Source organism: Streptomyces xanthochromogenes (assembly GCF_014650455.1).
Classification (GTDB): Bacteria; Actinomycetota; Actinomycetes; order Streptomycetales; family Streptomycetaceae; genus Streptomyces; species Streptomyces xanthochromogenes.
The window spans coordinates 469,383-494,025 of sequence record NZ_BMUZ01000005.1; the positions used below are offsets into that span (position 1 = coordinate 469,383).

Sequence of the window (24,643 nt, forward strand, 5' to 3'; positions counted from 1 at the left end):
GGATCCTCCAGCACCTTGCTATCGAGCGGCCGCCCCCTGAGACTCCCCGGCGGAGCCAGAGAACGGATCGCCAGCCGCGATGGCATTCAATCACTTACCAGCAGCCATGCACGACGCCTTGGGACCATTGTCCGCTACGCCAGTGACACACTCGGTGCCGATGGCCAGGAATCACCGCCCCAGAACACCCGCCGACAGCACGGGTGAACGACCCGACCCCGGCACGGTCCTCGACCGGCTCACCGCAGGGGTGGGCCGGGCTGCGCGCATCACTCATACGGAGCACTTGCCCCCGCGTGCGGGCCGTCATGCAGTCTGGCCGCACCTCATCCGCCCGGAAGTGATCAACGCCATTGAGGCCGCCGGCATCGAGCACCCCTGGGCCCATCAGGCCACCGCCGCCGAGCACGCCCTGAACGGCGAGTCGGTCGTGATCGCCACCGGCACCGCCTCCGGCAAGTCGCTGGCGTATCTGGCGCCCGTCCTCAGCACCCTCCTGGACGGCTCCGAGGCCCCGAACGGCCGGGGCGCGACCGCCCTCTACCTCGCCCCCACCAAGGCCCTGGCCGCCGACCAGCGCCGCTCCGTGAAGGCCCTCGCGGCTCCGCTGGGCAACGCTATCCGGCCCGCCGTGTACGACGGCGACACCCCGGTCGAGGAACGCGAATGGGTACGCCAGTACGCCAACTACGTCCTCACCAATCCGGACATGCTGCATCTGGGCATCCTGCCCTCGCACCCCAGGTGGTCCTCCTTCCTGCGCTCCCTGCGCTATGTCGTCATCGACGAGTGCCATACCTACCGCGGCGTCTTCGGCTCCCACGTCGCCCAGGTGATCCGCCGGCTGCGCCGCCTGTGCGCCCGCTACGGCTCCGATCCGGTCTTCCTGCTCGCCTCGGCCACGGCCGCCGAGCCCGCCCTCGCGGCGGGCCGCCTGACCGGCCTGCCGGTCGTCGAGGTCGCCGACGACGCGTCCCCGCGCGGCGAGCTGGTCTTCGCGCTGTGGGAGCCCCCGCTCACCGAGCTCCCCGGCGAGAGGGGCGCGCCGGTGCGCCGCACGGCCATCGCCGAGACCGCCGACCTCCTCACCGACCTGGCCGTGCAGGGCGTCCGCACGGTGGCCTTCGTCCGCTCCCGGCGCGGTGCCGAGCTGATCTCCGTCATCGCCCAGGAGCGTCTGTACGAGGTCGACCGGACGCTGGCCCGGCGTGTCGCCGCCTATCGGGGCGGCTACCTCCCCGAGGAGCGCCGCGCCCTGGAGCAGGCCCTGCACTCCGGCGAGCTCCTGGGCCTGGCCGCCACCACCGCCCTGGAACTCGGCATCGACGTCTCGGGCCTCGACGCCGTCCTCATCGCGGGCTACCCGGGCACCCGGGCCTCGCTGTGGCAGCAGGCCGGCCGGGCCGGGCGCTCGGGCCAGGGGGCCCTGGCCGTCCTGATCGCCCGCGACGACCCGCTGGACACCTACCTCGTCCACCATCCCGAGGCGCTGTTCCAGCAGCCCGTCGAGTCCACCGTGCTCGACCCGGACAACCCGTACGTCCTCGCCCCGCACCTGTGCGCGGCGGCCGCCGAGATGCCGCTCACCGAGGCCGACCTGGAGCTGTTCGGGCCCGCGAGCCCGGAGCTCCTGCCGCAGCTGGAGCGGGCGGGGCTGCTGCGGCGGCGCAGCAACGGATGGTTCTGGACCCGCCGCGAGCGGGCCGCCGACCTCACCGACATCCGGGGCGGGGGCGGCCGCCCGGTCCAGGTCGTCGAGGCCTCGACGGGGCGGCTGCTCGGCACGGTCGACGCGTCCGCCGCCCACACCGCCGTCCACGACGGCGCCGTCCACCTTCACCAGGGCCGTACGTACCTGGTGAAACACCTGGACCTGGAGGACTCCGCCGCCCTCGTCGAAGAGGCCAGCCCGCCCTATTCGACCGTCGCCAGGGACACCACCTCCATCTCCGTCCTGACCACCGACACCGAGATCCCGTGGGGAGCCGGCCGCCTCTGCTACGGCTCCGTCGAGGTCACCAACCAGGTCGTCTCCTTCCTGCGTCGCCGGCTGATCACCGGCGAGGTGCTGGGCGAGACCAAGCTCGACCTGCCGCCCCGCACCCTGCGCACCCGTGCCGTGTGGTGGACGGTCACCGAGGACCAGCTCGATGCCGCCCGGATCAACCCGGAGATCCTCGGCGGCGCCCTGCACGCCGCCGAGCACGCCTCCATCGGGATGCTGCCGCTCTTCGCCACCTGCGACCGCTGGGACATCGGCGGCGTCTCCATCCCGCTGCACCCGGACACCCTGCTGCCGACGGTCTTCGTGTACGACGGCAACCCCGGCGGCGCCGGCTTCGCCGAACGTGCCTTCCACACGGCCGCGGGCTGGCTGACCGCGACGCGCGAGGCGATCGCGTCCTGCGAGTGCGAGACGGGCTGCCCGTCGTGCATCCAGTCGCCCAAGTGCGGCAACGGCAACGACCCCCTCCACAAGCGCGGCGCCGTCCGCCTCCTCACGGAACTCCTGCGGGGAGCCCCGCAGGAGCCGGAGCCGGCCCCGCCCGGGCCCTGACGCTCGGGGCGTACGGGCCGAGCCTCGCCCGGACCCGTACGTCGGCGATCTCCCCGGTCACCGTGCAGCGCACCAGCTCCGCGCCCTGCGCCCGGGCCACCTCAAGGGCCTTGGCGCAGGCGTCCGGCGCGCCCCACAGAGCCCGGTCGGCCGCCGCGAGCGCGGCCAGGTCGGCGGCCGAGCCGGCCCGGTGTCGGGCGACGATCGCCTGGCCGAGGCACAGCACGGCCGCGAACACCGCGCACATCGTGGCGGCGGTCAGCGCCACCCACACGGTGGCGGAACCCCGGTCGCCGCGGCTTCCGCCCGCGATGCGCCGGTGGCCACACCCCCTCCCCGCGATGCGCCGGTGGCCCCACCCCCTCCCCGCGATCCGGCGGCCCTCACAACTCCCTCCCGTAATAAGTCGGTTGGCGGCCTTCACCATCACCGCGACCCGGTCGACGCACCTCCCGATCGCCGCCGGGCGGTCGGCACGGTCCCGTATGCGTCGGAGCCCCGCGGGGCTCCACGGCCGCCCGTTCACAACGCCTCCCCCGCCGTGTCCTCGGTCAGGGCCGCCGCCTCCGCGCTCAACGTCACGGACAGCCGGCGCGGCCCCGGCGTGGGGGACTCCACCCGAACCCGCCACAGCTCTCCGGTCCGCCGCACGGTGACGGTGGCGCCCCGCGGCGCCGCCGACCGGGCCGCCGCCAAGGCGACGGCCTCCGGCTCGGAGCGGGCCACCGCGCGAGCCCCTGCTCTGGCCGCGTCCACGCAGCGGATCTCCGCGGAGGCCGCCGTGAGCGCCCAGAGCAGGGCGAGCGCGAAGCCGACGAGGGCCGGAATCGCCACGGCGGTCTCGGCCGTGACGAACCCCCGGTCCCCGCGGTGCCGCCCGCCGTCGCGCTCAGAACTGCACATCGAGCGCCCTGGTCACCAGGCCGGTCAGTGCGGTCACGACCCCGTCGCTGGTGACGACCTTGTACAGGATCGCCGCGAAGGCGCAGGCCGCCAGCGTCCCCACGGCGTACTCCGACGTCGACATCCCCGCGTCGCCCCGCACCCGGCGCCGCACGGTGAGATTCCAGCGCCGCATCCGCCGCACAGTGGCGTCCATCTGCCGATTCACGATTGCGTTCATGACCCTCAACTCCCGTTCTGGATATGTCTGTTGCTCAGCCGTTCGTCTGATCAGCCGCCCGTTTCCGGTTCGGCGGCCTTTGAGCTCTCTCGCCGCGGTGTCCCCCGGAGGCCGTCCCCCGCCTGCGCGTGGACCGGCTGCGCGTGGACCGGCTGCTCGTTCACGCAGCACTGCTCACCGCCGGAGCAGCCCGCCCGCGAGGCCGATCACCACCGGGGCCACCCCGGCCGCCAGGAACGCGGGCAGGAAGCAGAGGCCCAGCGGGCCGGTGATCAGCACGCCCGCGCGCCGGGCCCGGGCCGATGACCGGCGGGTTCGTTCGGCCCGGCAGCGCTCGGCCACCCGGGCGACGGGGGCGGCCGCGGGGGCCCCGGACGAGGCGGCCCGCTCAAGGCAGCGGGCCAGCTCCGCCGCCCCCGGTATCGCCCCCAGCCGCCCCCACGCGACAACCGGCTCGCCGCCCATCCGGAGCTCGGCCGACACTTGCCCGAGGCGTGCGCCGACGGGTCCGGACAGTGAGGCGCCAACCGCTCCCGCCGCCTCACCCGGCCCGGCTCCGGCTGCGAGACAGGCGGCCAACAGATCCGCCGCGAGCGGCAGTTCGCGCGTCGCGGCCCGCCGCACCTCGGCGCCGTCCCCCTGAGCCCTGCGCCGCCGCACCCACCTCCACGCTCCGTACGCCGCAGAGAGGCCCGCCAGCACGCCCCCGGCCCCGCCGACCAGGACGTATCCGGCCGCCAACGCCCCCAGCGGCGGCGCCCATTGCCGCACGCGGGCCGTCCACGCCGGGCTCCAGCGGCGGCGCGGGCGGGGGCGCAGCGCCTCAAGGGCCAGCAGTGCGGCCATCCGGCGCCGCATCGTGTGTTCCTCGCGGCGCCTGGCCACGCCCATCGCCGTCCACAGGACGAGGGCGGCCACCCCCACCACTGCCCCCAGCCTGTGGACAACGTCCGGCCCGAACGAGGCCGCCAGGCCATGGACGGCATCCGGCCCGCTCGGGGTCATCGGTCCTCCCCCGCCCGCACGATCCGCGCGGCCCACCACACCCCGGCCGCCTCCAGCACTCCGGCCACCAGCAGGCACCCGAACCCGGCCGCGCTGTGCAGCAGCACCTTCAGCGGGCTCGCGCCCATCGCCGTGCCGAGCACGAGGCCCAGGGCCGGCAGGAACGCGAGCAGCAGCACCGTGGTGCGCGGGCCCGCCAACTCGGAGCGCAGCGCTTCCTGTTGCTCCCGCTCGGCCCGCAGCACCCCTTCCAGGCGCTCAAGGCCGGAGGCGAGCCCCGCACCGCCGTCCACCGCGACCTGCCAGCACGCGGCGACCCCGGCCAGGCCCTCGGCGCCCGGCTCCCTGGCCGCCTCGCGCAGCGCGCCCGGCACATCACCGCCGAACGCGGCGGCCGCCACCACCGGCGCCGTCGCCGCGCCCAGGGCCGCCGTGTCCCGGGCGGCCGCGGCCAGGGCCCGGCCGGGCTGGCGGCCCGCCCGCAGCTCTCCGGCCACCGCGGCACACCAGGCGATCACCTCGTCGGCCCGCCGCGCCTTGGCCCGCTCATGCTCCCGGGCCCGCAGTCGCTTGCCCACCAGGGGCACCGCGACCGCCCCGGCCACCAGCGGCAGGACCGACCCGCCCAGGAGGGCGAGCACCAGACCCGCCAGAAGGCACAGCCACTCCATCCGCCGGCCCGCCCGGCGCCGCTCCTTCTCGAGCCACCGCCCGAGCGGCGACGCCCTGAACGCGGCTCCCGCGTCGGGCGTACCCCCACGGCCACCCCCGCCTCCGGCGCCCGCGAACATCAGCCGGGCCCGGCGCATCCCCTGGTCCTGGCCCATCCACAGCCATGCCGCCGCCCCCGCGCACAGCGCAGCCCACGTAGGCAGTCCCATCGAAGGACCGGTCACCACGCACCCCCGATCAGCGCCCTCAGCCGCTCCCAGCCCGAGTCGCGCACAAATCCCGCGGCGCCCCACCGAAGCGCGGGCACCGTCCTCACCAGGCCCGCCCCGTCCCGCTCCAGGACGCGCACCTCGGCGATCCGGCGCTGCCCGGCCCGGTCCCGTACGAGGTGGATGACCACCGAGAGCGCGGCGGCCAACTGGCTGTGCAGCGCGGCCCGGTCGAGCCCGGCCGCCGTGCCCAGCGCTTCGAGACGGGCGGGCACATCGGCGGCCGAGTTGGCATGGACCGTGCCGGATCCTCCTTCGTGTCCCGTGTTCAGGGCGCCCAGCAGGTCGGTCACCTCGGCGCCCCGAACCTCTCCGACCACCAGTCGGTCGGGTCGCATCCGCAGCGCCTGGCGCACCAGATCCCGCAGGGTCACCAGGCCCGCGCCCTCCTGATTGGCGGGCCGTGATTCGAGGCGCACCACATGCGGATGGTCGGGCCTCAACTCGGCCGAATCCTCGGCCAGTACGATCCGTTCGCCCTGGCCGACCAGGCCGAGCAGGGTCGAGAGCAGCGTGGTCTTTCCGGTGCCCGTGCCGCCGCTCACCAGGAACGACACCCGGGCCTCGATCAGGGCCCGCAGCAGCCGCTCGCCGCCGGGCGGCACCGTTCCGGCCGCGGTCAGCTCGGCGAGCGAGAACGCCCGGGGCCGCACCACCCGAAGGGAGAGGCAGGCCGAGCCGACCGCGATCGGGTCGAGGACGGCGTGCATCCGGGTGCCGTCGGGGAGGCGGGCGTCGACCCAGGGCCGGGCGTCGTCGAGCCTGCGTCCCGCCACCGCCGCGAGGCGCTGGGCCAACCGGCGCACGGCAACGGCGTCGGCGAAGCGGATCCCGGTCGGTTCCAGCCCGGCGCCCCGGTCGACCCACACCCGGTCGGGTGCGGAGACCAGAACGTCCGTCACGTCGGGGTCGGCGAGCAGAGGCTCCAGGGGCCCGGTCCCCACCAGCTCGGACCGCAGTTCCTGGGCGCCGCCGAGCACTTCGGCGTCACCGAGCAGCCGACCCTGTGCGCGCAGGGCCGCCGCGACCCTGGCCGGTGTGGGCTCGGCCCCGCTCTCGGCGAGCCGTTGCCGTACGGCGTCGAGCAGGGGCGGCCCGGCGCCCCGCACGGCACCTCCCGCGGGCCGGGCCGACGCTCCGGCCGGCGTCGGCACTCCCGTGGGGGGTCGGCCCGCGTTCATGACGCCGCTCCACCGGTGAGGCCTCCGGCCAGTGCCTGGTCCCAGAAGGCGGTACAGAATCTGGCCAGTGCCCCCCGTGCCTCGCTCCCCGGCGGAGCCCCGCCCTCCTGTGCCTCCAGCAATCCTGATTCCACCGGGAGTTCACCCGCCAGGGGAAGGCCCAGGGCAGCGGCCACCCACTGCTCGTCGAGTCCGGACGCGTACGGGCCGCGTACCACTGCGCGCAGATCGCGCAGCACCATGCCGACCGATGCCGCGACGCGGCCCGCCGCCGCGACCGCGCGCAGCTCGGCCGGGACCACGAGCAGGCCCAGGTCCAGCTGGGCGAGCGCCTCGACCACCGCGTCGTCGACCCGACGCGGCAGGTCCACCACGACGACTCCGCCACGCCGACGGGCCGCCGCGAGCACGGCCCGCATCGCCTCGCCCGGGATCACCACGGAGTCCCCGCGGTCCCAGCTGAGCACCCTCAACTGGTGAAGGTGCGGCAGCGATTCCTCCAGGGCTCCGCCCGCGACCCGCCCGCGTGAAGCGGCGAAATCCGGCCAGCGCCGACCCTCGGCCCCTTCCCCACCGAGCAGCACATCGAGGCCGCCGCCGAGCGGGTCCCCGTCGATCAGCATGGTGCGCCGACCCGAGCGGGCGGCGGTCACCGCGAGGGCACAGGCCAGCGTCGAGGCCCCGGCGCCGCCGCGCCCGCCGATCACTCCGACGGTCAGGGCGGGGCGGCCCACACCTTCGGCCGCGTCCGCGATCCGGTCGACGAGCCACGGCTCGGCGTCGGGCAGCCGCAGCACATGGTCCGCGCCGAGCTCGACCGCCGCCTGCCACACCCCGGGGCTGTCCTGGTCCCGGCCCACCAGGAGCACCCCGCGCCTGCGGGCCGCGCCGAGCAGCCGGGGCGCCGCGTCGTCACCGACCAGGATCAGGGGCGCGCTCTCCCAGCCGCCCCTGCGGTCGGGCATCCCGTGGCAGACCTCGGGCTCGGTGCCGGCGGCCGCGCACAGCCGCAGCAGATCGTCGAGCAGTTCCTCGTCCTCGGTCACGATCAGCGGTCCGCCGCGTCGGCCTTCCGCACCCGGCGGTCGTTCGGAAGCCATGACTCCGTCCACCATTTCCGGCCCCTCTCCGTGCGATTCCTGCATCCGCGGACTTCGCGGCTGGAATCACGGTGGAGGGAGGCTCGAAATAATGTGGATCTTGATCGAAATCTGTGGACAACATCGGCGTTGTGAATATCCCGTTCACCCATACCGGCGACTTCCGGAGCGCAGCGAATCGACTACGCTGAGTTACGAGTCTCGGGCAGGGGAGCGCTGCACACGCGAGTGCGCGGAAACAGGAGGGAGGGGGACGACGATCGGATCCAAGGGCCGAAAAGGCATCCGGACATGCGACGACCCCCGCCGGGGGGGAGAGCGGGGGTCGTCCCCACGGTCTGACTCGGGGGGGGGAGGAGCCGGACCGGGTTAGCACGGTCGCGAACGATCCGTGACTTCCATGGTGTACCCGAGAGCCTTCTCAGGCAAACCCACGCGCCTCAGCTTACGCCGAATGGTGGGCGCCTATGCTCGGGCTCGTGGAAAACCACTCGTTGCCGCGCACCGCCGCCTTCTTCGACTTGGACAAGACAGTCATTGCCAAGTCGTCGACGCTGACGTTCAGCAAGTCCTTCTATCAAGGGGGGCTGATCAACCGCCGCGCCGTACTGCGCACCGCGTACGCGCAGTTCGTATTCCTCGCGGGCGGCGCCGACCACGACCAGATGGAGCGGATGCGCGAGTATCTGTCCGCCCTCTGCAAGGGCTGGAACGTCCAGCAGGTCAAGGAGATCGTCGCCGAGACCCTGCACGACCTGATCGACCCGATCATCTACGACGAGGCCGCCTCCCTCATCGAGGAGCACCACGCCGCGGGGCGGGACGTGGTGATCGTGTCGACCTCGGGCGCCGAAGTCGTCGAGCCGATCGGCGAACTGCTGGGCGCCGACCGGGTGGTGGCCACCAGGATGGTGGTCGGCGACGACGGCTGCTTCACGGGAGACGTGGAGTACTACGCCTACGGGCCGACGAAGGCCGAGGCCGTCAAGGAGCTGGCTGCGTCCGAGGGGTACGACCTGGCGCGCTGCTACGCCTACAGCGATTCGGCGACCGATGTCCCCATGCTGGAGTCCGTCGGCCACCCCTTCGCCGTCAACCCGGACCGGGCGCTGCGCCGCGAAGCGACCACCCGACAATGGCCGGTTCTCGTCTTCAGCAAGCCGGTCAGCCTCAAGCAACGGCTGCCCGCCATCAAGATGCCTCCGCGCTCGGCGCTGCTGGTGGCGGCGGCCGGCGCGGCCGCCGCCACCGCCGCCGTGGTCTGGTACGCCAGCCGCCGCCGCGAGGCCCGGGTCGCGTGAGCCGGCTCGGCAACGCATTCCGGGAGCACCCTCGGCGGCCGGGGTGGCGGCTCGGCTCTTGCGAACATCGCAAAACAGACGCCCGTTTCACCCCTGTTTGAACCTAAAAGTAAAGAACTGTGGTCAGGGGTTTCGCTTCTCGCCGTACGGGAGTAGAAAGGACTCAACGGCCCGCGAGACCTGGGACATCCGAGAGGATCACCTTCTACGCAACAAAGGCCCCACGGACCGAGCATGAACATCGAGCACCCACGCGACGTCGACCCGTCGATTACGGGCCAGCCGCACCAGGTGAACGGGCAGAGAATCCCGGCCTGATGGGCAAAATTCGAGGACGCTTGGTAACACGGTGAACATGCCAGCGGCGGTATCGGACATCGATACCGCCGCAACCCTTTTCCCGCCCCCGCGGGCGGAGTTGGCCGCCTAGGCCGCGCCGCGCTGGAGCGCCTCGCACACCGCCGTCGATTCGCGCACACCCAGCTCCACAGCCCTGCCGCAGTGGGTGATCCAGGCCGCCATCCCCTGCGGGGTACCCGAGACGTACCCGTCGAGCGCCGCCGCGTAGGCCGCCCGGCCGAGTTCCGCGTGGCCCACCTCGGAGGGGCAGACCGCCTTGGGGTCGAGGCCGCTGCCGATCAGCACGATCCGCTCGGCGGTGCGCGCGACAAGCCCGTTGTGCGAGGTGAAGGGCCGCAGCGCGAGCAGCTCGCCGTGCACGATGGCGGCGGTCACGAGTGCCGGGGCCGAACCGCCCGCGATGATCAGCCGGGAGAGCCCCTCGAGGCGGCCCGCGACCTCGTCCGCATCCGGCAGCGGGAGTTCGATCAGGGGCTCGTCCACGGATTCACCGGCCAGCCGCGGCCGCCCCACCGCGCCACCGGCGTCCGCTGCCGCGACCAGATGCAGCCGGGCCAGCACCCGCAGGGGCGACTGCCGCCAGATGGACAGGAGTTGCCCCGCCTCGGCGGTCAGCCGCAGGGCCGCGCCGACCGTGCGGGCCTCGGGCTCGCTGCCGAAGTCGGTGCGCCGCCGCACCTCTTCCAGGGCCCAGTCCGCGCCGGACAGGGCCGCGCTGCCGCGGGCCCCGCGCAGCGCCGCCTCCGAGGTGATCTCGTTGCTGCGGCGCCGCATCACGCGGTGCCCGTAGACCCGGTCCACGGCCTTGCGCACGGAGTCCACGGCGTCCGGGACGCCCGGCAGCCCGCCGAGGGCGACAAGAGGGTCAGCGGCGTTCGTACTCATAGGTAAGGAGGCTACGCGTCCGCAAGCCGCGCCCCACCTTCGAGTGGTCTTCTTCACTCGCCTCGCATACTTAACGCCACCATGCGATTACCGTTGGTGAACATGAAGATCGCTTTCGTGGGGAAGGGCGGCAGCGGCAAGACGACGCTGTCCTCGCTCTTCATCCGCCACCTCACCGCCAACGAGGCCGCCGTCGTAGCGGTCGACGCCGACATCAACCAGCACCTCGGGGCCGCTCTCGGGCTCGACGACGAGGAGGCCGCCGCGCTGCCCGCGATGGGCGCGCACCTGCCACTCATCAAGGAGTACCTGCGCGGCACCAACCCGCGGATCGCCTCCACCGAGACGATGATCAAGACGACCCCGCCCGGCCACGGCTCCCGGCTGCTGCGGGTGCGCGAGGCGAACCCGGTGTACGAGGCGTGCGCCCGGCGGGTCGCCCTCGACGACGGGGACATCCGCCTGATGGCGACCGGGCCCTTCACCGAGTCCGACCTCGGCGTGGCCTGTTACCACTCGAAGGTCGGCGCGGTGGAGCTGTGCCTGAACCACCTGGTGGACGGCGTGGACGAGTACGTCGTCGTCGACATGACGGCGGGCTCCGACTCGTTCGCCTCGGGCATGTTCACGCGCTTCGACATGACGTTCCTGGTGGCCGAGCCGACGCGCAAGGGCGTCTCGGTCTACCGCCAGTACAAGGAGTACGCCCGGGACTACGGGATCGCCCTCAAGGTCGTCGGCAACAAGGTGCAGAGCCAGGACGACACGGATTTCCTGCGCGCCGAGGTCGGCGACGACCTCCTGGTCACGGTGGGCCACTCCGACTGGGTGCGCGCCATGGAGAAGGGCCGCCCGTCCCGCTTCGAGCTCCTGGAGGCCGACAACCGACTGGCCCTGCAGACACTGCAGAACGCCGCGGACGACTCGTACGGGAACCGCGACTGGGACCGCTACACGCGGCAGATGGTGCACTTCCACCTGAAGAACGCGGAGAGCTGGGGCAATGCGAAGACCGGGGCCGACCTGGCCGCGCAGGTCGACCCGGCCTTCGTGCTCAGCGAGCGGCTGCTCGACGAGGTCAGTGAGCCGCAGCCTGCCTGACGGCGGGCTCCGCCGGCTTCAGCGGGGCCACCGGCTTCGCCGGGGCCGCGGGCTGGGCGCCCTCCAGGGCTGCCCAGCCGCCGTTCGGCGCCTCGCCCACCTTCAGCGAGTGGAACTTGGCGAGCACCGCCGGGTCCTGCGCGTCCAGCCAGTCGGCGAGCTGGCGGAACGAGACGCAGTGCACGTCACGCTTCACACAGACCGTCCTGATGGTCTCCTCGACGGCCTTCATGTAGGCGCCGCCGTTCCAGGACTCGAAGTGGTTGCCGACGATCAACGGGGCGCGGTTGCCCGCATAGGAGCGGTCGAAGGCCTGGAGGAGGCCGTCGCGCATCTGGTTGCCCCAGTACTCGTGCTGATCGGCGTCACCGGTCATCGCGTTGGACTGGTTCATGTAGAAGTTGTAGTCCATGGACAGGGTCTCGAAGCCCCGGCCAGGGACCGGCACCAGCTGCATCGACAGGTCCCAGACACCGTTGTCGTTCTTCTTCGGCCAGATCTGGTCGTTGACGGCGCTGGTGTCGTAGCGGAAGCCCAACTGGCCCGCGGCCGTCACGAAGTTCTTGCGGCCCTCCAGGCACGGTGTGCGGCCTCCGACGAGTTCCTTGTCGTAGTCGAACGGAAGCGCCTCCTCCGCCTTCAGGCCGGAGTTCGTCTTCCAGTTCTTCACGAAGGACTTGGCCTGCGCGATCTCGCTCTTCCACTCGTCCACCGACCAGGTGCCGACGCCGCCGTCGGGCCCGCAGTAGTGGCCGTTGAAGTGGGTGCCGATCTCGTTGCCCTCCTGCCACGCCGCGCGCAGCTGGGTGACGGTGTCCTGGATTCCCTTGAGGTCGTTGAAGCCGATGTCCGAGGTGCCCGCGGAGTGCTTGGGCGCGGTGTACAGCTTCGCCTTCGCGTCCGGGAGCATGTACACGCCGCTCAGGAAGTACGTCATGGTCGCGTTGGACTCCTTGGCGACCTGGCGGAAGTGCGAGAAGAGCTTCTGGCTGTCCTCGCCGGCACCGTCCCAGGAGAACACCACGAACTGCGGCGGCTGCTGGCCCGGTTTCAGCTTCTGGGCCTTGAGCAGGTGCGGCTGCAGCCCGGTGTAGGCGGTCGAGCCGTCCCCGATGAGGTGCGGGGTGAGATTGGGGGCGGCGGCGCCCTGCCGGCCCGGGGTGCCCGGCTTGGCCGGGGTGGTGTCGGAGGAGCAGCCCGCGGCTCCGACGGCCAGGGCCGCGGCGATGACGCCGGCGGCGATCCTCTTGGTGGCGTGCGTGGCGGCGATCATCCGCCCACCTCTTCCTTGCAGTTATGTGCGTTGAATGCCGTCACGGCGCCGCAAAAGTCGCACGGGGGCTGAACGCCGAAGGTACGACAAGCCGCACGAAAAGCGTTTTATTCACCCTCTGGAGTGAATCGTTGCCCCGTATGCCCTAAATGCGAAGTAAGTCGCTTTACTCTGCATTACGATTCGTTTACCGAGAGTTGAGAATCCCGCCGCTGCACTGCCGTGACCCACGGCCGCGACCCCACGTTCCGCGACCGCGCTGCCCCGGAGGAGACGGGAAACATGCCTGCTTGCGTACCCACTCGCGCCCAGCCCCCAGCTCGCCCGCCCCGCCTCCGACGACCGAGTCGATCGTCGTCCGGCAAAGACGGTTCGGGCCGCCGTTTTCGCATCGGGGGCGCCGATCTGTCGGCGTCCATCACCGTCTTCCTGCTCGCCGTTCCGATGTCGCTCGGGCTCGCCGTCGCCATCAACGCGCCCCTGGAAGCCAGCCTCGTCGCCGCCGGCATCGGCGGAATCGTCGCCGGACTGCTCGGCGGCTCCCCGCTCCTCATCAGCGGGCCCTCGGCCGGACTGACCGTGGTGTCCGCCGAGATGATCCAGACCTACGGCTGGCGCACCACCTGTGCCATCACCGTGGGCGCGGGTCTGCTCCAAGTCGCCCTGGGCTCCCTGAAAGCGGCACGCTCCGCGCTCGCGGTCAGCCCCGCCATCGTGCACGGCACCCTGGCGGGCATCGGAGCCGCCATCGCGCTCGCCCAGCTCCACATCGTCCTCGGCGGCTCCCCGCAGAGCTCCGCCGTGGACAACGCCCTCGCCCTGCCGGACCAGTTGGCCCAGGTGCGCCCCGCCGCGCCGCTCATCGGGGCACTGACCCTCGCCGTCCTCCTGCTGTGGCCGCGCCTTCCCGGACGGATCGGAGGAGCGCTGCGGCGCATCCCGGCCGCGCTGGCCTGTGTGGTGGTGGCCACCGGCGTCGCCGCCTTCGCCGCGCCCCGGATCGCCCGCGTCGAACTGCCCTCCTGGAGCTCGCACGTCCTGCCCGAGATGCCGCACGGCCCGGTGCTCGGGATTCTCACCGCGGTGCTCACCGTGACGCTGGTCGCGAGTCTGGAGTCGCTGCTGTCCGCGGTCGCCGTGGACCGGCTGGCCGCCGAGCGGCCGGGCAGCACCGTCCCGCGCGCCGACCTCGACCGCGAACTGCGCGGCCAGGGCATCGCCAACGCCGTGTCCGGGCTGCTCGGCGGCATGCCCGTCTCGGGCGGCGCGGTGCGCAGCAGCGCCAACGTCCGGGCCGGCGCGACCAGTCGGGCCTCGACCGTGCTGCACGGCGTGTGGGTGCTGCTCGCCGCCGGGCTGCTCGTGACCGTCCTGGAGTGGATCCCGCTGGCCGCGCTCGCCGCGCTCGTCATGATGGTCGGCATCCAGATGGTCAACTTCGCGCACATCCGCAACGTCCACAAACACCGCGAATTCCTGGTCTACGTGGCGTCCATCGGCGGAGTGCTCGTGCTCGGGGTGCTGCAAGGAGTGCTGCTGGGAATCGCGGTGGCCGTGGCCGTCGCGCTGCACCGGCTCTCGCGCACCCGGATCATCACCCAGGAGGAGGCCGACGGCACCTATCTGGTGCGGGCCCGCGGCCAGTTGACGTTTCTCGCCGTGCCCCGGCTCACCCGGGCGCTCGGCCATGTTCCCCAAGGAGCCGACACGATCGTGGAGTTGGACGGGTCATTCATGGATCACGCCGCCTTCGAGGCATTGCAGAGCTGGCAGGACACGCACCGCGCGCGCGGCGGCACGGTGCGGACGACCGGGCGCGCGGGGGCCAGGGTCGCCGAGCCCGCCTCCGCCACGCAGAGCTGCTGCCGCCCGTGGACGCCGTGGCGCAACCACCACTGCCACGACCAGCCGCCGCAGCGCACGCACGGCCACCAACTGGCCAGCGGGCTGAGCTCGTTCCAGCGCAACACCGCTCCCCTGGTGCGCGACGAGCTGGCCCGGCTCGCCCGTGAGGGCCAGCGCCCGCAGCAGCTCTTCATCACCTGCGCGGACTCCCGCCTGGTCACCAGCATGATCACCTCCAGCGGTCCGGGCGACCTGTTCACCGTCCGCAACATCGGCAACCTGGTGCCGCCGCCGGGCGCCGAGGGCGCGCCGGGCGCCGACGATTCGGTGGCCGCGGCCATCGAGTACGCCGTGGACATCCTCCAGGTCCAGTCGATCACCGTGTGCGGGCACTCCGGCTGCGGTGCCATGCAGGCGCTGCTCAACGGCAGGCCCGACGCGCCGATGACGCCGCTGCGCCGCTGGCTGCGGCACGGCCGGCCGAGCCTGGAGCGGATGGCGAGCCGGCGGCACGCCTGGGCCAGGATCGCCGGGCGGCTGCCCGCGGACGCCGTGGAGCAGCTCTGCCTGACCAATGTCGTCCAGCAGTTGGACCATCTGCGGCAGCACGAGTCGGTGGCTCGCGCGCTCGCGGCGGGCACCCTGGCGCTGAACGGGATGTACTTCCACGTCGGCGAGGCGCAGGCCTATCTGCTGTCCGCGGACGACCACGAAGAGGTCTTCGAGGGTGTCGGCGTCAACCTCCTGGAGGACACGCACGCCTGAACCCGGCGCACCCGTCCGACCGCGTACGGCCTCTCCCACCCCGGGGAGAGGCCGTACCCGCGTCATGGCGGTGACCAGGAACCTCTATAGGTCTAAACCAATTTCCTGGAGGCCCTTGTCACCCGGGCCCTGGCCTGATGAGCTATGGCCCGGGACACATACGCACAGAGGACGCCCTGGGAAAGGGAGATGTCGTGAGCAACGAAAGCCTGGCCAACCTGCTCAAGGAGGAGCGGCGGTTCGCGCCGCCTTCCGAGCTGGCCGCGAATGCCAACGTGACCGCGGAGGCGTACGAGCGGGCCGAGGCGGACAGGCTGGGTTTCTGGGCCGAGCAGGCCCGGCGCCTGACCTGGGCCACCGAGCCGACCGAGACCCTTGACTGGTCGAACCCGCCGTTCGCGAAGTGGTTCGCCGACGGCAAGCTGAACGTCGCGTACAACTGCGTCGACCGCCATGTCGAGGCCGGCAACGGCGACCGGGTCGCCATCCACTTCGAGGGCGAGCCCGGCGACAGCCGCTCGCTGACCTATGCCGAGCTCAAGGACGAGGTGTCAAGGGCCGCCAACGCCCTGACCGAGCTGGGTGTTCAGGCAGGCGACCGGGTCGCGGTGTATCTGCCGATGATCCCCGAAGCGGCCGTCGCGATGCTCGCCTGCGCCCGGATCGGTGCCGCGCACTCCGTGGTCTTCGGCGGCTTCTCGGCCGACGCCGTCGCCTCCCGCATCCAGGACGCCGACGCCAAGCTCGTCATCACCGCCGACGGCGGCTACCGCAGGGGCAAGCCGTCCGCCCTGAAGCCCGCCATCGACGACGCCGTCGCCCGCTGCCCGCAGGTCGAGCACGTCCTCGTCGTACGCCGCACCGGGCAGGACGTGGCGTGGGACGGGGGCCGCGATGTGTGGTGGGACGACATCGTCGCCCGCCAGTCGGTGGAGCACACCCCCACCGCCTTCGACGCCGAGCACCCGCTGTTCATCCTGTACACGTCGGGCACGACGGGTAAGCCCAAGGGCATCCTGCACACATCCGGCGGCTACCTCACCCAGGCCGCGTACACCCACCACGCGGTGTTCGACCTGAAGCCCGAGAGCGACGTCTACTGGTGCACCGCCGACATCGGCTGGGTCACCGGGCACTCCTACATCGTCTACGGGCCGCTCGCCAACGGCGCGACCCAGGTCATGTACGAGGGCACCCCCGACACCCCGCACCAGGGCCGGTTCTGGGAGATCGTCCAGAAGTACGGCGTGAGCATCCTCTACACCGCGCCCACCGCGATCCGTACGTTCATGAAGTGGGGCGACGACATCCCCGCGAAGTTCGACCTGAGCAGTCTGCGGGTCCTGGGGTCGGTCGGTGAGCCGATCAACCCCGAGGCGTGGATGTGGTACCGCAAGCACATCGGCGCCGACAAGTGCCCGATCGTGGACACCTGGTGGCAGACCGAGACCGGCGCGATGATGATCTCGCCGCTGCCCGGTGTCACCGAGACCAAGCCCGGCTCCGCCCAGCGCGCGCTGCCCGGCATCAGTGCCACCGTGGTCGACGACGAGGCCCACGAGGTGCCCAACGGCGGAGGCGGCTACCTCGTCCTCACCGAGCCGTGGCCCTCCATGCTGCGCACCATCTGGGGCGACGACCAGCGCTTCATCGACACCTACTGGTCGCGCTTCGAGGGCAAGTACTTCGCGGGCGACGGCGCCAAGAAGGACGACGACGGCGACATCTGGCTGCTCGGCCGGGTCGACGACGTCATGCTCGTCTCCGGCCACAACATCTCCACCACCGAGGTCGAGTCCGCCCTGGTCTCGCACCCCGCGGTCGCCGAGGCCGCCGTGGTCGGCGCCGCCGACGAGACGACCGGGCAGGCCATCGTCGCCTTCGTGATCCTGCGCGGAACGGCCGACGCCGACGACGAGGGCCTCGTCGAGGCACTGCGGGCGCACGTCGGCTCCACGCTCGGCCCCATCGCCAAACCCAAGCGCGTCCTGCCGGTCGCCGAACTGCCCAAGACCCGCTCCGGCAAGATCATGCGACGCCTGCTCCGGGACGTCGCCGAGAACCGCGAGCTGGGCGACGTCACCACCCTGACCGACTCCTCGGTCATGGACCTCATCCAGACCAAGCTGCCCAGCGCCTCCACCGAGGACTGACCACAGCCGTCGCCCGAGGGGCCCGGTCGCACGTGCGGCCGGGCCCTTTCGCGTACCCGACCGGTCGGGCCCCTCTCCGAACCCGCCCGGTCGGGCCCTTCTCGCGCGCCGTACGACCGCCGTGCCCCTAGGGTGATGATCACCGGATACACCCAGACGACGCACCGCTCGGTAAAGTTAGGTAAAGTAAGGAAAGCGTCAATGACGCGACAAGAAGGTCAGGTGCGCCGGGAAGTCTGGTCGGCAACGAGCTCAGTCATGCCCGCCGAACCGACCGGAGGTCGCCCCCGTGGCCACACCCACACCCAGCAAGCCGAAGTTCCTGCGCCGTCTCTCGCTGCCCGAGCGCAACTTCGTCGCAGAGGCGCTGCGCGCCGAGACCGTCGGTGGCGTCCTCCTGCTCGTGGCCGCGATCGCCGCCCTGATCTGGGCAAACACTCTGGGTTCCAGCTACGAGTCGGTCCGCGGCTTCCATCTGGGCATCAGCTCCCTGGGGCTCGACCTCTCCATACAGCACTGGGCGGCCGACGGGCTGCTCGCCATCTTCTTCTTCGTCGCCGGCATCGAGCTCAAGCGTGAACTCGTCGCGGGCGAGCTGCGCGACCCCAAGGCCGCCGCACTGCCCGTGATCGCGGCCCTCTGCGGCATGGCCGTCCCGGCACTCGTCTACGCACTGGTCAACGTTTTCGGCAACGGATCCCTTGACGGCTGGGCCGTCCCGACCGCTACGGACATCGCGTTCGCGCTGGCCGTGCTCGCAGTCATCGGGACCTCGCTGCCCTCCGCGTTGCGCGCCTTCCTGCTCACGCTGGCCGTCGTCGACGACCTGTTCGCGATCCTGATCATCGCCGTCTTCTTCACCAGCGACATCAACTTCGCCGCCCTCGGCGGAGCCGTCGTCGGGCTCGCCGTCTTCTGGCTGCTGCTCCGGAAGGGCGTACGGGGCTGGTACATCTACATCCCCCTCGCGCTCGTCGTCTGGGGCCTGATGTACAACAGCGGCGTCCACGCCACCATCGCCGGTGTCGCGATGGGTCTGATGCTGCGCTGCCACCGCAAGGAGGGCGAGGAGCACTCCCCGGGCGAGCACATCGAGCACCTCGTGCGGCCGGTGTCGGCCGGCCTCGCGGTGCCGCTCTTCGCCCTGTTCTCGGCCGGCGTGGGCATCAGCGGCGGCACCCTGGCCGATGTGTTCACCCGGCCCGAGACGCTCGGCGTCGTCCTCGGCCTGATCGTCGGCAAGGCCGTCGGCATCTTCGGCGGCACCTGGCTCGCCGCCCGCTTCACCAAGGCGGAGCTCAACGACGACCTGGCCTGGCCCGACGTCTTCGCCGTCGCCTCGCTCGCCGGCATCGGCTTCACGGTCTCGCTGCTCATCGGCGAACTCGCCTTCGCCGGCCAGGACCAGCTGACCGACGAGGTCAAGGCGGCCGTCCTCGTGGGCTCGCTGACCGCCGCGATCCTCGCCTCCGTGCTGCTCAAGCTGCGGGTGCGCAAGTACCAGGCGCTCGTCGAGGACGAGGAGCGCGACGAGGACCAGGACGGCATCCCCGACATGTACGAACTGGGCAAGCCGGAGTACCACCTGCGGATGGCCACGATCTACGAGAACAAGGCCGCCGAACACCGCAGGCTGGCGCAAGTGGCGGGGGCGGGGCGCGACGACGGCGACGGTCCGGCATGATCTGACCACGGACCTGTAGGACTGGTAGGACCTGTTGGACCCGTCGGTATCCGAGTAGAGATGAGGGAGTCAGCGATGAGCGACCCCAGCCACAACGCCGGCAGCGCCGAGCGCAGCCTCGGCCAGCTGGTCGCCTCCGCGACCGCGGAGATGTCCGCCCTGGTGCACGACGAGATCGCGCTGGCCAAGGCGGAGCTGCGGCAGGACGTCAAGCGCGGGGCGATCGGTGGCATCGCCATCAGTACGGCCGGTGTGCTCGCGCTGTTCTCGCTGCCGGTGCTGAGCTTCGCGGCGGCGTACGGCATCCACAACCTGGGACTCGGGCTCGCCTGGTCGTTCCTCATCGTCGGCGGCGCGTTCCTGCTGCTCGCGGGGCTGCTCGGGCTGCTGGCCGTGACCAAGTTCAAGAAGGTCAAGCCGCCGGAGAAGTCGATCGCCTCGGCCAAGGCGACGGCCGCCACGCTCCAGGGTGTCAAGCCGCATCCGCGTCCGGCCACCGTCGAGATCGCGGTCACGGACACCGGCGCCACTGTGGCACGCTCGTCTGCATGAGCGCACCCGACACCGGCACCGGCAGCCCCGGCGGCACCGGCAGCCCCGTCCGCATCGATGGTCCCTGGACCCATAGGGACGTGGCGGCCAATGGTGCGCGCTTCCACATCGCCGAACTCGGCGACGGGCCACTGGTGTTGCTGCTCCATGGGTTCCCGCAGTTCTGGTGGACGTGGCGCCATCAGCTGACCGCGCTGGCCGACGCCGGCTACCGCGCCGTCGCGATGGACCTGCGCGGCGTGGGCGGCAGCGACCGCACCCCGCGCGGCTACGACCCGGCCAACCTCGCGCTCGACATCACCGGGGTCGTACGGTCCCTCGGCGAGCCGGACGCGGCCCTGGTCGGGCACGACCTGGGCGGCTACCTGGCGTGGACGGCGGCCGTGATGCGCCCCAAGGTGGTGCGCCGGCTCGTGGTGTCGTCGATGCCGCACCCGCGCCGCTGGCGCTCGGCGATGCTCGCCGACTACAAGCAGACCTCGGCCGGGTCCTACGTCTGGGGCTTCCAGCGGCCGTGGCTGCCGGAGCGTCAGCTGGTCGCGGACGACGGGGCGTTGGTGGGCCGGCTCGTCCGGGACTGGTCGGGCCCGCGCCAGCCCGAGGACGAGGCCGTGGAGACCTACCGGCGTGCCATGTGCATCCCGTCCACGGCGCACTGCTCGATCGAGCCGTACCGCTGGATGGTGCGCTCGATGGCCCGCCCCGACGGCATCCAGTTCAACCGGAGGATGAAGCGGCCGGTCCGGGTGCCGACGCTCCATCTGCACGGCTCGCTCGACCCGGTGATGCGCACGCGCAGCGCCGCGGGTTCGGGCGAGTACGTCGAAGCCCCTTACCGTTGGCGGCTGTTCGACGGTCTGGGGCACTTCCCGCACGAAGAGGATCCGGCCGCGTTCTCCACCGAGCTCGTCAACTGGCTGCGGGATCCGGAACCGGACCGCTGAGTTCCGGTGGCCTCGTGGGAACTGCTGTCCTACGAACGGCCAAATGCCCGGCGCATAGGCCAATTGGCCCCCTCCGGCGCGGTTACCGACCATGGGCCCCGGGCACACGTCGGGGTATGGGCTGGACGCACGACTACGGTGATGCAGCACGCAACCGCCGAACGGCCGCAGGGCCGGTCTCGTACGAGAGGGGCGGCCCGCAGGGGCAGGGGCTACAACACCCCTCCCCGGATTCCCAGGAGGTGGGCATTCCGCGCATCCTGCGACGTCGGGCCCGCTGGGTCTCGGCCCGGCTGCGCCACGTGCGGACCTAGTCGCCCGCGGACCTAATCGACCCTGAGGTAGCCGAGGCCGGGGTGAGCGCTTCGGTAGCCGTCCAGGAGCTCTCGGGCGACCCGGACGGAGTCGATCAGCGGGTGCAGGGCGAAGGCCTTCACCGCCGCTCGCGCCGATCCGGTCGCGGCCGCCTCCAGGACACACCGTTCGACCGCCTTCACCGCGCTGACCAAGCCTGTCTCATGGCCCGTCAGCTGCGAGACGGGCAGCGGGCGGGGGCCCGACGCGTCCACGCGGCAGGGGATCTCGATGACGGCGCGCTCGTCGAGCGCGCGCAGGGAGGTTCCGTTGCGCACGTTCAGGATGAGCGTCGCCGGCTCGTTCCTCGCGATCGCCCGCATCAGGGCGAGCGCCACGTTCTCGTACCCGCCCGACTCCATGTCGTCGTCATCGCGCGCGCCGGCCCCCGAAACGTTCCGGTTCGCGGCCATGTACGTGGCGTCGCGCTCGGCCCGCGTGCGGTCCCAGGCCGCCCACACCGAGGCGTCGGGGACGGTTTCCGCGGTGGCGTAGAAACGTGCCTGCTGGTCCTTGAGGAAGGCGCCGCGCGTCTGCTCGGCCCGCTGGTAGGCGCTCACCGCCTCGCGGTTGAAGTAGTAGTAGTGCAGGTACTCGTTCGGCACCGACCCCAGCGAGCGCAGCCACTCGGCGCCGAACAGCTTGCCCTCCTCGAAGGAGGTGAGCAGCTCGTCTCCCTGCTCGAACAATCGCGGCAGAACGTTCTGCTCGCCCTCGTACAGGCCGTGCAGCCAGCCCAGGTGGTTGAGCCCGACATAGTCCAGACGTGCCGTTGCGAGCTCGACGCCGAGTGTGCGGGCGACCCGGCGGGCCAGACCCACCGGCGAGTCGCAGATGCCCACCACACGGTCGCCGAGGTGCTCGGCCATCGCCTCGGTGACCAGGCCTGCCGGGTTGGTGAAGTTGATGACCCAGGCGTCGGGGGCGAGCGCCTTGACCCGGCGTGCGATCTCGACGGCTACCGGCACGGTGCGCAGCCCGTAGGCGATGCCGCCCGCGCCGACCGTCTCCTGCCCCAGGACGCCCTCGGCCAGCGCGATCCGCTCGTCGGCCGCGCGGCCCTCGAGCCCGCCCACACGGATCGCGGAGAACACGAAGTCCGTTCCGCGCAGCGCCTCGTCGAGGTCGGTGGTGGTGCGCACCGAGGGCGCGTCCTCGATCCCGTACGCCCGGTCGGCTAGGACCCGGCCGATCGCGTGCAGCCGCGCCGCGTCCAGGTCGTACAGGACGACCTCGGTGACCCTCCCGGGCGCGTGGTCGCGCAGCAGGGCGCCGTACACGAGCGGGACGCGGAAGCCGCCGCCGCCGAGGATCGTCAGTCGCATCGGAGCCTTCTCGTCAGGGGGTCGTGGGGGTCGTGGGGGTCGTGGGGTTGAGAGGTCGTGGGGCCTTGGAGCCGTACGGCCCTGGGGGCTTGGGGCCTTGAAGCCGTACGGCCTTGGTGGCTTGGGGCCTTGAAGCCGTACGGCCTTGGTGGCTTGGAGCCTTGGAAGCCGTACGGCCTTGGGGCCTTGGGGCCTTGGGGCCTTGGGGCCTTGGGGCCTTGGGGCCTTGGGGCCTTGGGGCCTTGGGGCCTTGGGGCCTTCAGGAAGTCACAGGGCGCACTGCTGGCTGTCGACCTGCTGACTGGCCGTGCGGCCCTGCTGGACATCGTCCCGGATCTCGTCGGCGGTCAGCGCGTAGCCGGTGTCCGGGTCGTCCAGTGACTTGGCGAAGACCACCCCGTACACCTTGCCCTCGGGAGTCAGCAGCGGGCCGCCCGAATTGCCGGGGCGGACCGTGGTGAACAGCGAGTAGACATCGCGGCGGACCGTGCCCCGGTGGTAGATGTCCGGGCCCTTGGCGCTGATCCGGCCGCGGATGCGGGCGGAGCGGACGTCGTAGGGGTGGTCCTCGGGGAAGCCCGCGACGATCGCGCTGTTGCCGGTGTGGGCGTCGGTGGAGGTGAACTGCAGCGCGGGCGCCTTCAGGTCGGGCACGTCCAGGACCGCGATGTCGCGGCGCCAGTCGTAGAGCACGACCTTCGCGTCGTACGTACGCCCCTGGCCGCCGATCTGGATGGTCGGCTCGTCCACCCCGCCCACCACGTGCGCGTTGGTCATGACGCGGCGGTCGGCGAAGACGAACCCGGTGCCTTCGAGGCGCTTGCCGCAGCTCGGAGCCATGCCGACGACCTTGACGATGGACTTCTTGGCGGCGGCCGCGACCGGGCTGCCGGCGAGCTTCGGGTCGGGCGCCTGGACGTCGGGGATCGACTCGTTCGAGAACGGCGTGAAGACCTGGGGAAACCCGTTCTGCGCGAGGACGGAGGAGAAGTCGCTGAACCAGGTGGACGCCTGTTGGGGCATCACGTTGGAGACTCCCACCAGGATCTTGGAGTTGCGGACCTCCTTGCCCAGGGTCGGCAGGGCGGTCCCGGCAAGGGCCGAACCGATCAGCCAGGCCACCAGGAGCATGGCCACGACGTTGACCAGTGCGCCGCCCGTCGCGTCCAGGGCTCTCGCCGGCGACCACGTGATGTACCGGCGCAGCTTGTTGCCCAGATGGGTGGTCAGGGCCTGGCCCACCGAGGCGCAGACGATCACGACGACGACCGCGACGACGGCCGCCGTCGTCGAGACCTGGGACTCGTTGGTCAACTGGTCCCAGATCAGCGGGAGCAGGTACACGGCGACGAGGCCACCGCCGAGGAACCCGATCACCGACAGGATGCCGACGACGAAGCCCTGGCGATAGCCGACGATCGCGAACCACACGGCGGCGACCAGCAACAGGATGTCCAGCACGTTCACGGGCCCCAGCCTGTCACGCGTGCCAGTCGAGCGGCACCCGCTTGGCCCGGTCCCACGGGCGTTCCCAGCCCGCGTAGTGCACGATCCGGTCGATCACCCCCGCCGTGAACCCCCAGACCAGCGCCGATTCGACCAGGAATGCCGGGCCTGCGTGGCCCTTGGGGTGGACCGCGGTCGCACGATTGGCCGGGTCCGTGAGATCCGCCACGGGAACCGTGAAGACGCGCGCCGTTTCACCGCTGTCGACGGCACGCACCGGCGTCGGCTCGCGCCACCAGCCCAGCACGGGCGTCACCACGAAGCCGCTCACCGGGATGTAGAGCCGGGGCAGCACGCCGAAGAGCTGGACGCCCGCCGGGTCCAGCCCGGTCTCCTCCTCGGCCTCGCGCAGCGCGGCCCGCAGCGGGCCCGTGCCGGCCGGGTCGCCGTCCTCGGGGTCGAGGGAGCCGCCCGGGAAGGACGGCTGGCCGCCGTGCGACCGGAGCTGGCTCGCCCGCTCCATGAGGAGCAGTTCGGGGCCGCGGGGGCCTTCGCCGAACAGGACGAGCACGGCGGACTGCCGCCCGTCGCCGCTCTCCGGCGGCAGGAACCGGCTCATCTGCTCGGGCGCGACGGACTCGGCCGCCCGCGCGACCGGAGCCAGCCAGTCGGGCAGGCCTTCGCTGCTGACCATGACGCCGTGCCCGTCCACCTCGATGCCCGGATCGATGCCGGGCTCGTCGCCGAA

General features: G+C 71.9%; 21 protein-coding genes. 9 read left to right on the forward strand and 12 right to left on the reverse strand.

Going from position 1 to position 24,643, the window contains the following annotated elements:
- Positions 1 to 79 precede the first annotated feature (79 nt).
- A complete protein-coding gene (gene sftH, locus IE267_RS16270) occupies positions 80 to 2,557 on the forward strand; it encodes a DEAD/DEAH box helicase (RefSeq protein WP_189763696.1) in 2,478 nt (825 codons plus the stop codon).
- Here the strand turns inward: sftH and IE267_RS16275 are convergent.
- The 7 genes from IE267_RS16275 to ssd form a co-directional block, all read right to left on the reverse strand.
- Positions 2,499 to 2,831: an Rv3654c family TadE-like protein gene (locus IE267_RS16275; protein WP_268251553.1), complete on the reverse strand. Its 333-nt coding sequence runs from the start codon at positions 2,829 to 2,831 to the stop codon at positions 2,499 to 2,501. The genes sftH and IE267_RS16275 overlap by 59 nt on opposite strands.
- 248 nt (positions 2,832 to 3,079) lie before the next feature.
- Positions 3,080 to 3,460: a TadE family type IV pilus minor pilin gene (locus tag IE267_RS16280; RefSeq protein WP_189763698.1), complete on the reverse strand. Its 381-nt coding sequence runs from the start codon at positions 3,458 to 3,460 to the stop codon at positions 3,080 to 3,082.
- Positions 3,447 to 3,680 (reverse strand): DUF4244 domain-containing protein, encoded by a 234-nt coding sequence (locus IE267_RS16285; RefSeq protein WP_161249324.1) that lies wholly within the window; start codon positions 3,678 to 3,680, stop codon positions 3,447 to 3,449. The genes IE267_RS16280 and IE267_RS16285 overlap by 14 nt, the downstream gene beginning before the upstream one ends.
- Positions 3,681 to 3,854: 174 nt before the next feature.
- Positions 3,855 to 4,685, reverse strand: coding sequence for a type II secretion system F family protein (locus IE267_RS16290; protein ID WP_229861225.1), 831 nt, complete (start codon positions 4,683 to 4,685; stop codon positions 3,855 to 3,857).
- Positions 4,682 to 5,566, reverse strand: a complete 885-nt coding sequence (locus IE267_RS16295; protein ID WP_167158963.1) for a type II secretion system F family protein — start codon at positions 5,564 to 5,566, stop codon at positions 4,682 to 4,684. The genes IE267_RS16290 and IE267_RS16295 overlap by 4 nt, the downstream gene beginning before the upstream one ends.
- An 11-nt stretch (positions 5,567 to 5,577) precedes the next feature.
- The gene (locus IE267_RS16300; protein ID WP_167158961.1) at positions 5,578 to 6,807 is read right to left on the reverse strand and encodes a TadA family conjugal transfer-associated ATPase; all 1,230 of its coding nucleotides are present in this window, start codon (positions 6,805 to 6,807) and stop codon (positions 5,578 to 5,580) included.
- Positions 6,804 to 7,907, reverse strand: a complete 1,104-nt coding sequence (gene ssd, locus IE267_RS16305; RefSeq protein WP_229861226.1) for a septum site-determining protein Ssd — start codon at positions 7,905 to 7,907, stop codon at positions 6,804 to 6,806. Before ssd ends, IE267_RS16300 begins: the two co-directional genes overlap by 4 nt.
- 467 nt (positions 7,908 to 8,374) lie before the next feature.
- On the opposite strand from ssd, the gene IE267_RS16310 reads away from it, so the two are divergent.
- Entirely contained in the window at positions 8,375 to 9,208 is an 834-nt protein-coding gene (locus tag IE267_RS16310; RefSeq protein ID WP_167158957.1) for an HAD family hydrolase, read from the forward strand.
- Positions 9,209 to 9,634: 426 nt separating this feature from the next.
- On the opposite strand, the gene IE267_RS16315 is transcribed toward IE267_RS16310, so the two are convergent.
- Positions 9,635 to 10,453, reverse strand: a complete 819-nt coding sequence (locus IE267_RS16315) for a Fic family protein (RefSeq protein ID WP_189763699.1) — start codon at positions 10,451 to 10,453, stop codon at positions 9,635 to 9,637.
- Positions 10,454 to 10,555: 102 nt separating this feature from the next.
- On the opposite strand from IE267_RS16315, the gene IE267_RS16320 reads away from it, so the two are divergent.
- Positions 10,556 to 11,554, forward strand: a complete 999-nt coding sequence (locus IE267_RS16320) for an ATP-binding protein (protein ID WP_189763700.1) — start codon at positions 10,556 to 10,558, stop codon at positions 11,552 to 11,554.
- On the opposite strand, the gene IE267_RS16325 is transcribed toward IE267_RS16320, so the two are convergent.
- Positions 11,532 to 12,827 carry a polysaccharide deacetylase family protein gene (locus IE267_RS16325; protein ID WP_161256333.1) on the reverse strand — a complete coding sequence of 432 codons (1,296 nt, stop codon included), beginning with the start codon at positions 12,825 to 12,827 and terminating at the stop codon, positions 11,532 to 11,534. The genes IE267_RS16320 and IE267_RS16325 overlap by 23 nt on opposite strands.
- Before the next feature lie 282 nt (positions 12,828 to 13,109).
- Here IE267_RS16325 and IE267_RS16330 point away from each other — a divergent pair, with 282 nt between their 5' ends.
- The 6 genes from IE267_RS16330 to IE267_RS39650 all read left to right on the forward strand — a co-directional run bounded on the left by IE267_RS16330 (position 13,110) and on the right by IE267_RS39650 (position 21,084).
- Positions 13,110 to 15,437, forward strand: a complete 2,328-nt coding sequence (locus IE267_RS16330) for a SulP family inorganic anion transporter (protein WP_167158951.1) — start codon at positions 13,110 to 13,112, stop codon at positions 15,435 to 15,437.
- Between the two features lie 137 nt (positions 15,438 to 15,574).
- Positions 15,575 to 17,590, forward strand: coding sequence for an acetate--CoA ligase (gene acs, locus IE267_RS16335; RefSeq protein WP_189763701.1), 2,016 nt, complete (start codon positions 15,575 to 15,577; stop codon positions 17,588 to 17,590).
- 289 nt (positions 17,591 to 17,879) lie between these two features.
- On the forward strand, positions 17,880 to 19,274 hold the full coding sequence (nhaA, locus tag IE267_RS16340; protein ID WP_189763702.1) for a Na+/H+ antiporter NhaA: 1,395 nt from the start codon (positions 17,880 to 17,882) through the stop codon (positions 19,272 to 19,274).
- Between the two features lie 75 nt (positions 19,275 to 19,349).
- Positions 19,350 to 19,826: a phage holin family protein gene (locus IE267_RS16345; RefSeq protein ID WP_167158944.1), complete on the forward strand. Its 477-nt coding sequence runs from the start codon at positions 19,350 to 19,352 to the stop codon at positions 19,824 to 19,826.
- Positions 19,823 to 20,770 carry an alpha/beta fold hydrolase gene (locus IE267_RS16350; RefSeq protein ID WP_161256347.1) on the forward strand — a complete coding sequence of 316 codons (948 nt, stop codon included), beginning with the start codon at positions 19,823 to 19,825 and terminating at the stop codon, positions 20,768 to 20,770. The genes IE267_RS16345 and IE267_RS16350 overlap by 4 nt, the downstream gene beginning before the upstream one ends.
- 116 nt (positions 20,771 to 20,886) lie before the next feature.
- Positions 20,887 to 21,084, forward strand: coding sequence for a hypothetical protein (locus IE267_RS39650; protein ID WP_161256350.1), 198 nt, complete (start codon positions 20,887 to 20,889; stop codon positions 21,082 to 21,084).
- Between the two features lie 12 nt (positions 21,085 to 21,096).
- On the opposite strand, the gene IE267_RS16355 is transcribed toward IE267_RS39650, so the two are convergent.
- The 3 genes from IE267_RS16355 to IE267_RS16365 all read right to left on the reverse strand — a co-directional run bounded on the left by IE267_RS16355 (position 21,097) and on the right by IE267_RS16365 (position 24,589).
- A complete protein-coding gene (locus tag IE267_RS16355; RefSeq protein ID WP_167158941.1) occupies positions 21,097 to 22,449 on the reverse strand; it encodes a 6-phospho-beta-glucosidase in 1,353 nt (450 codons plus the stop codon).
- Between the two features lie 267 nt (positions 22,450 to 22,716).
- Positions 22,717 to 23,916, reverse strand: coding sequence for a MarP family serine protease (locus IE267_RS16360; protein ID WP_167158939.1), 1,200 nt, complete (start codon positions 23,914 to 23,916; stop codon positions 22,717 to 22,719).
- Between the two features lie 13 nt (positions 23,917 to 23,929).
- Positions 23,930 to 24,589 carry an NUDIX hydrolase gene (locus IE267_RS16365; protein ID WP_167159788.1) on the reverse strand — a complete coding sequence of 220 codons (660 nt, stop codon included), beginning with the start codon at positions 24,587 to 24,589 and terminating at the stop codon, positions 23,930 to 23,932.
- Positions 24,590 to 24,643: the final 54 nt, after the last annotated feature.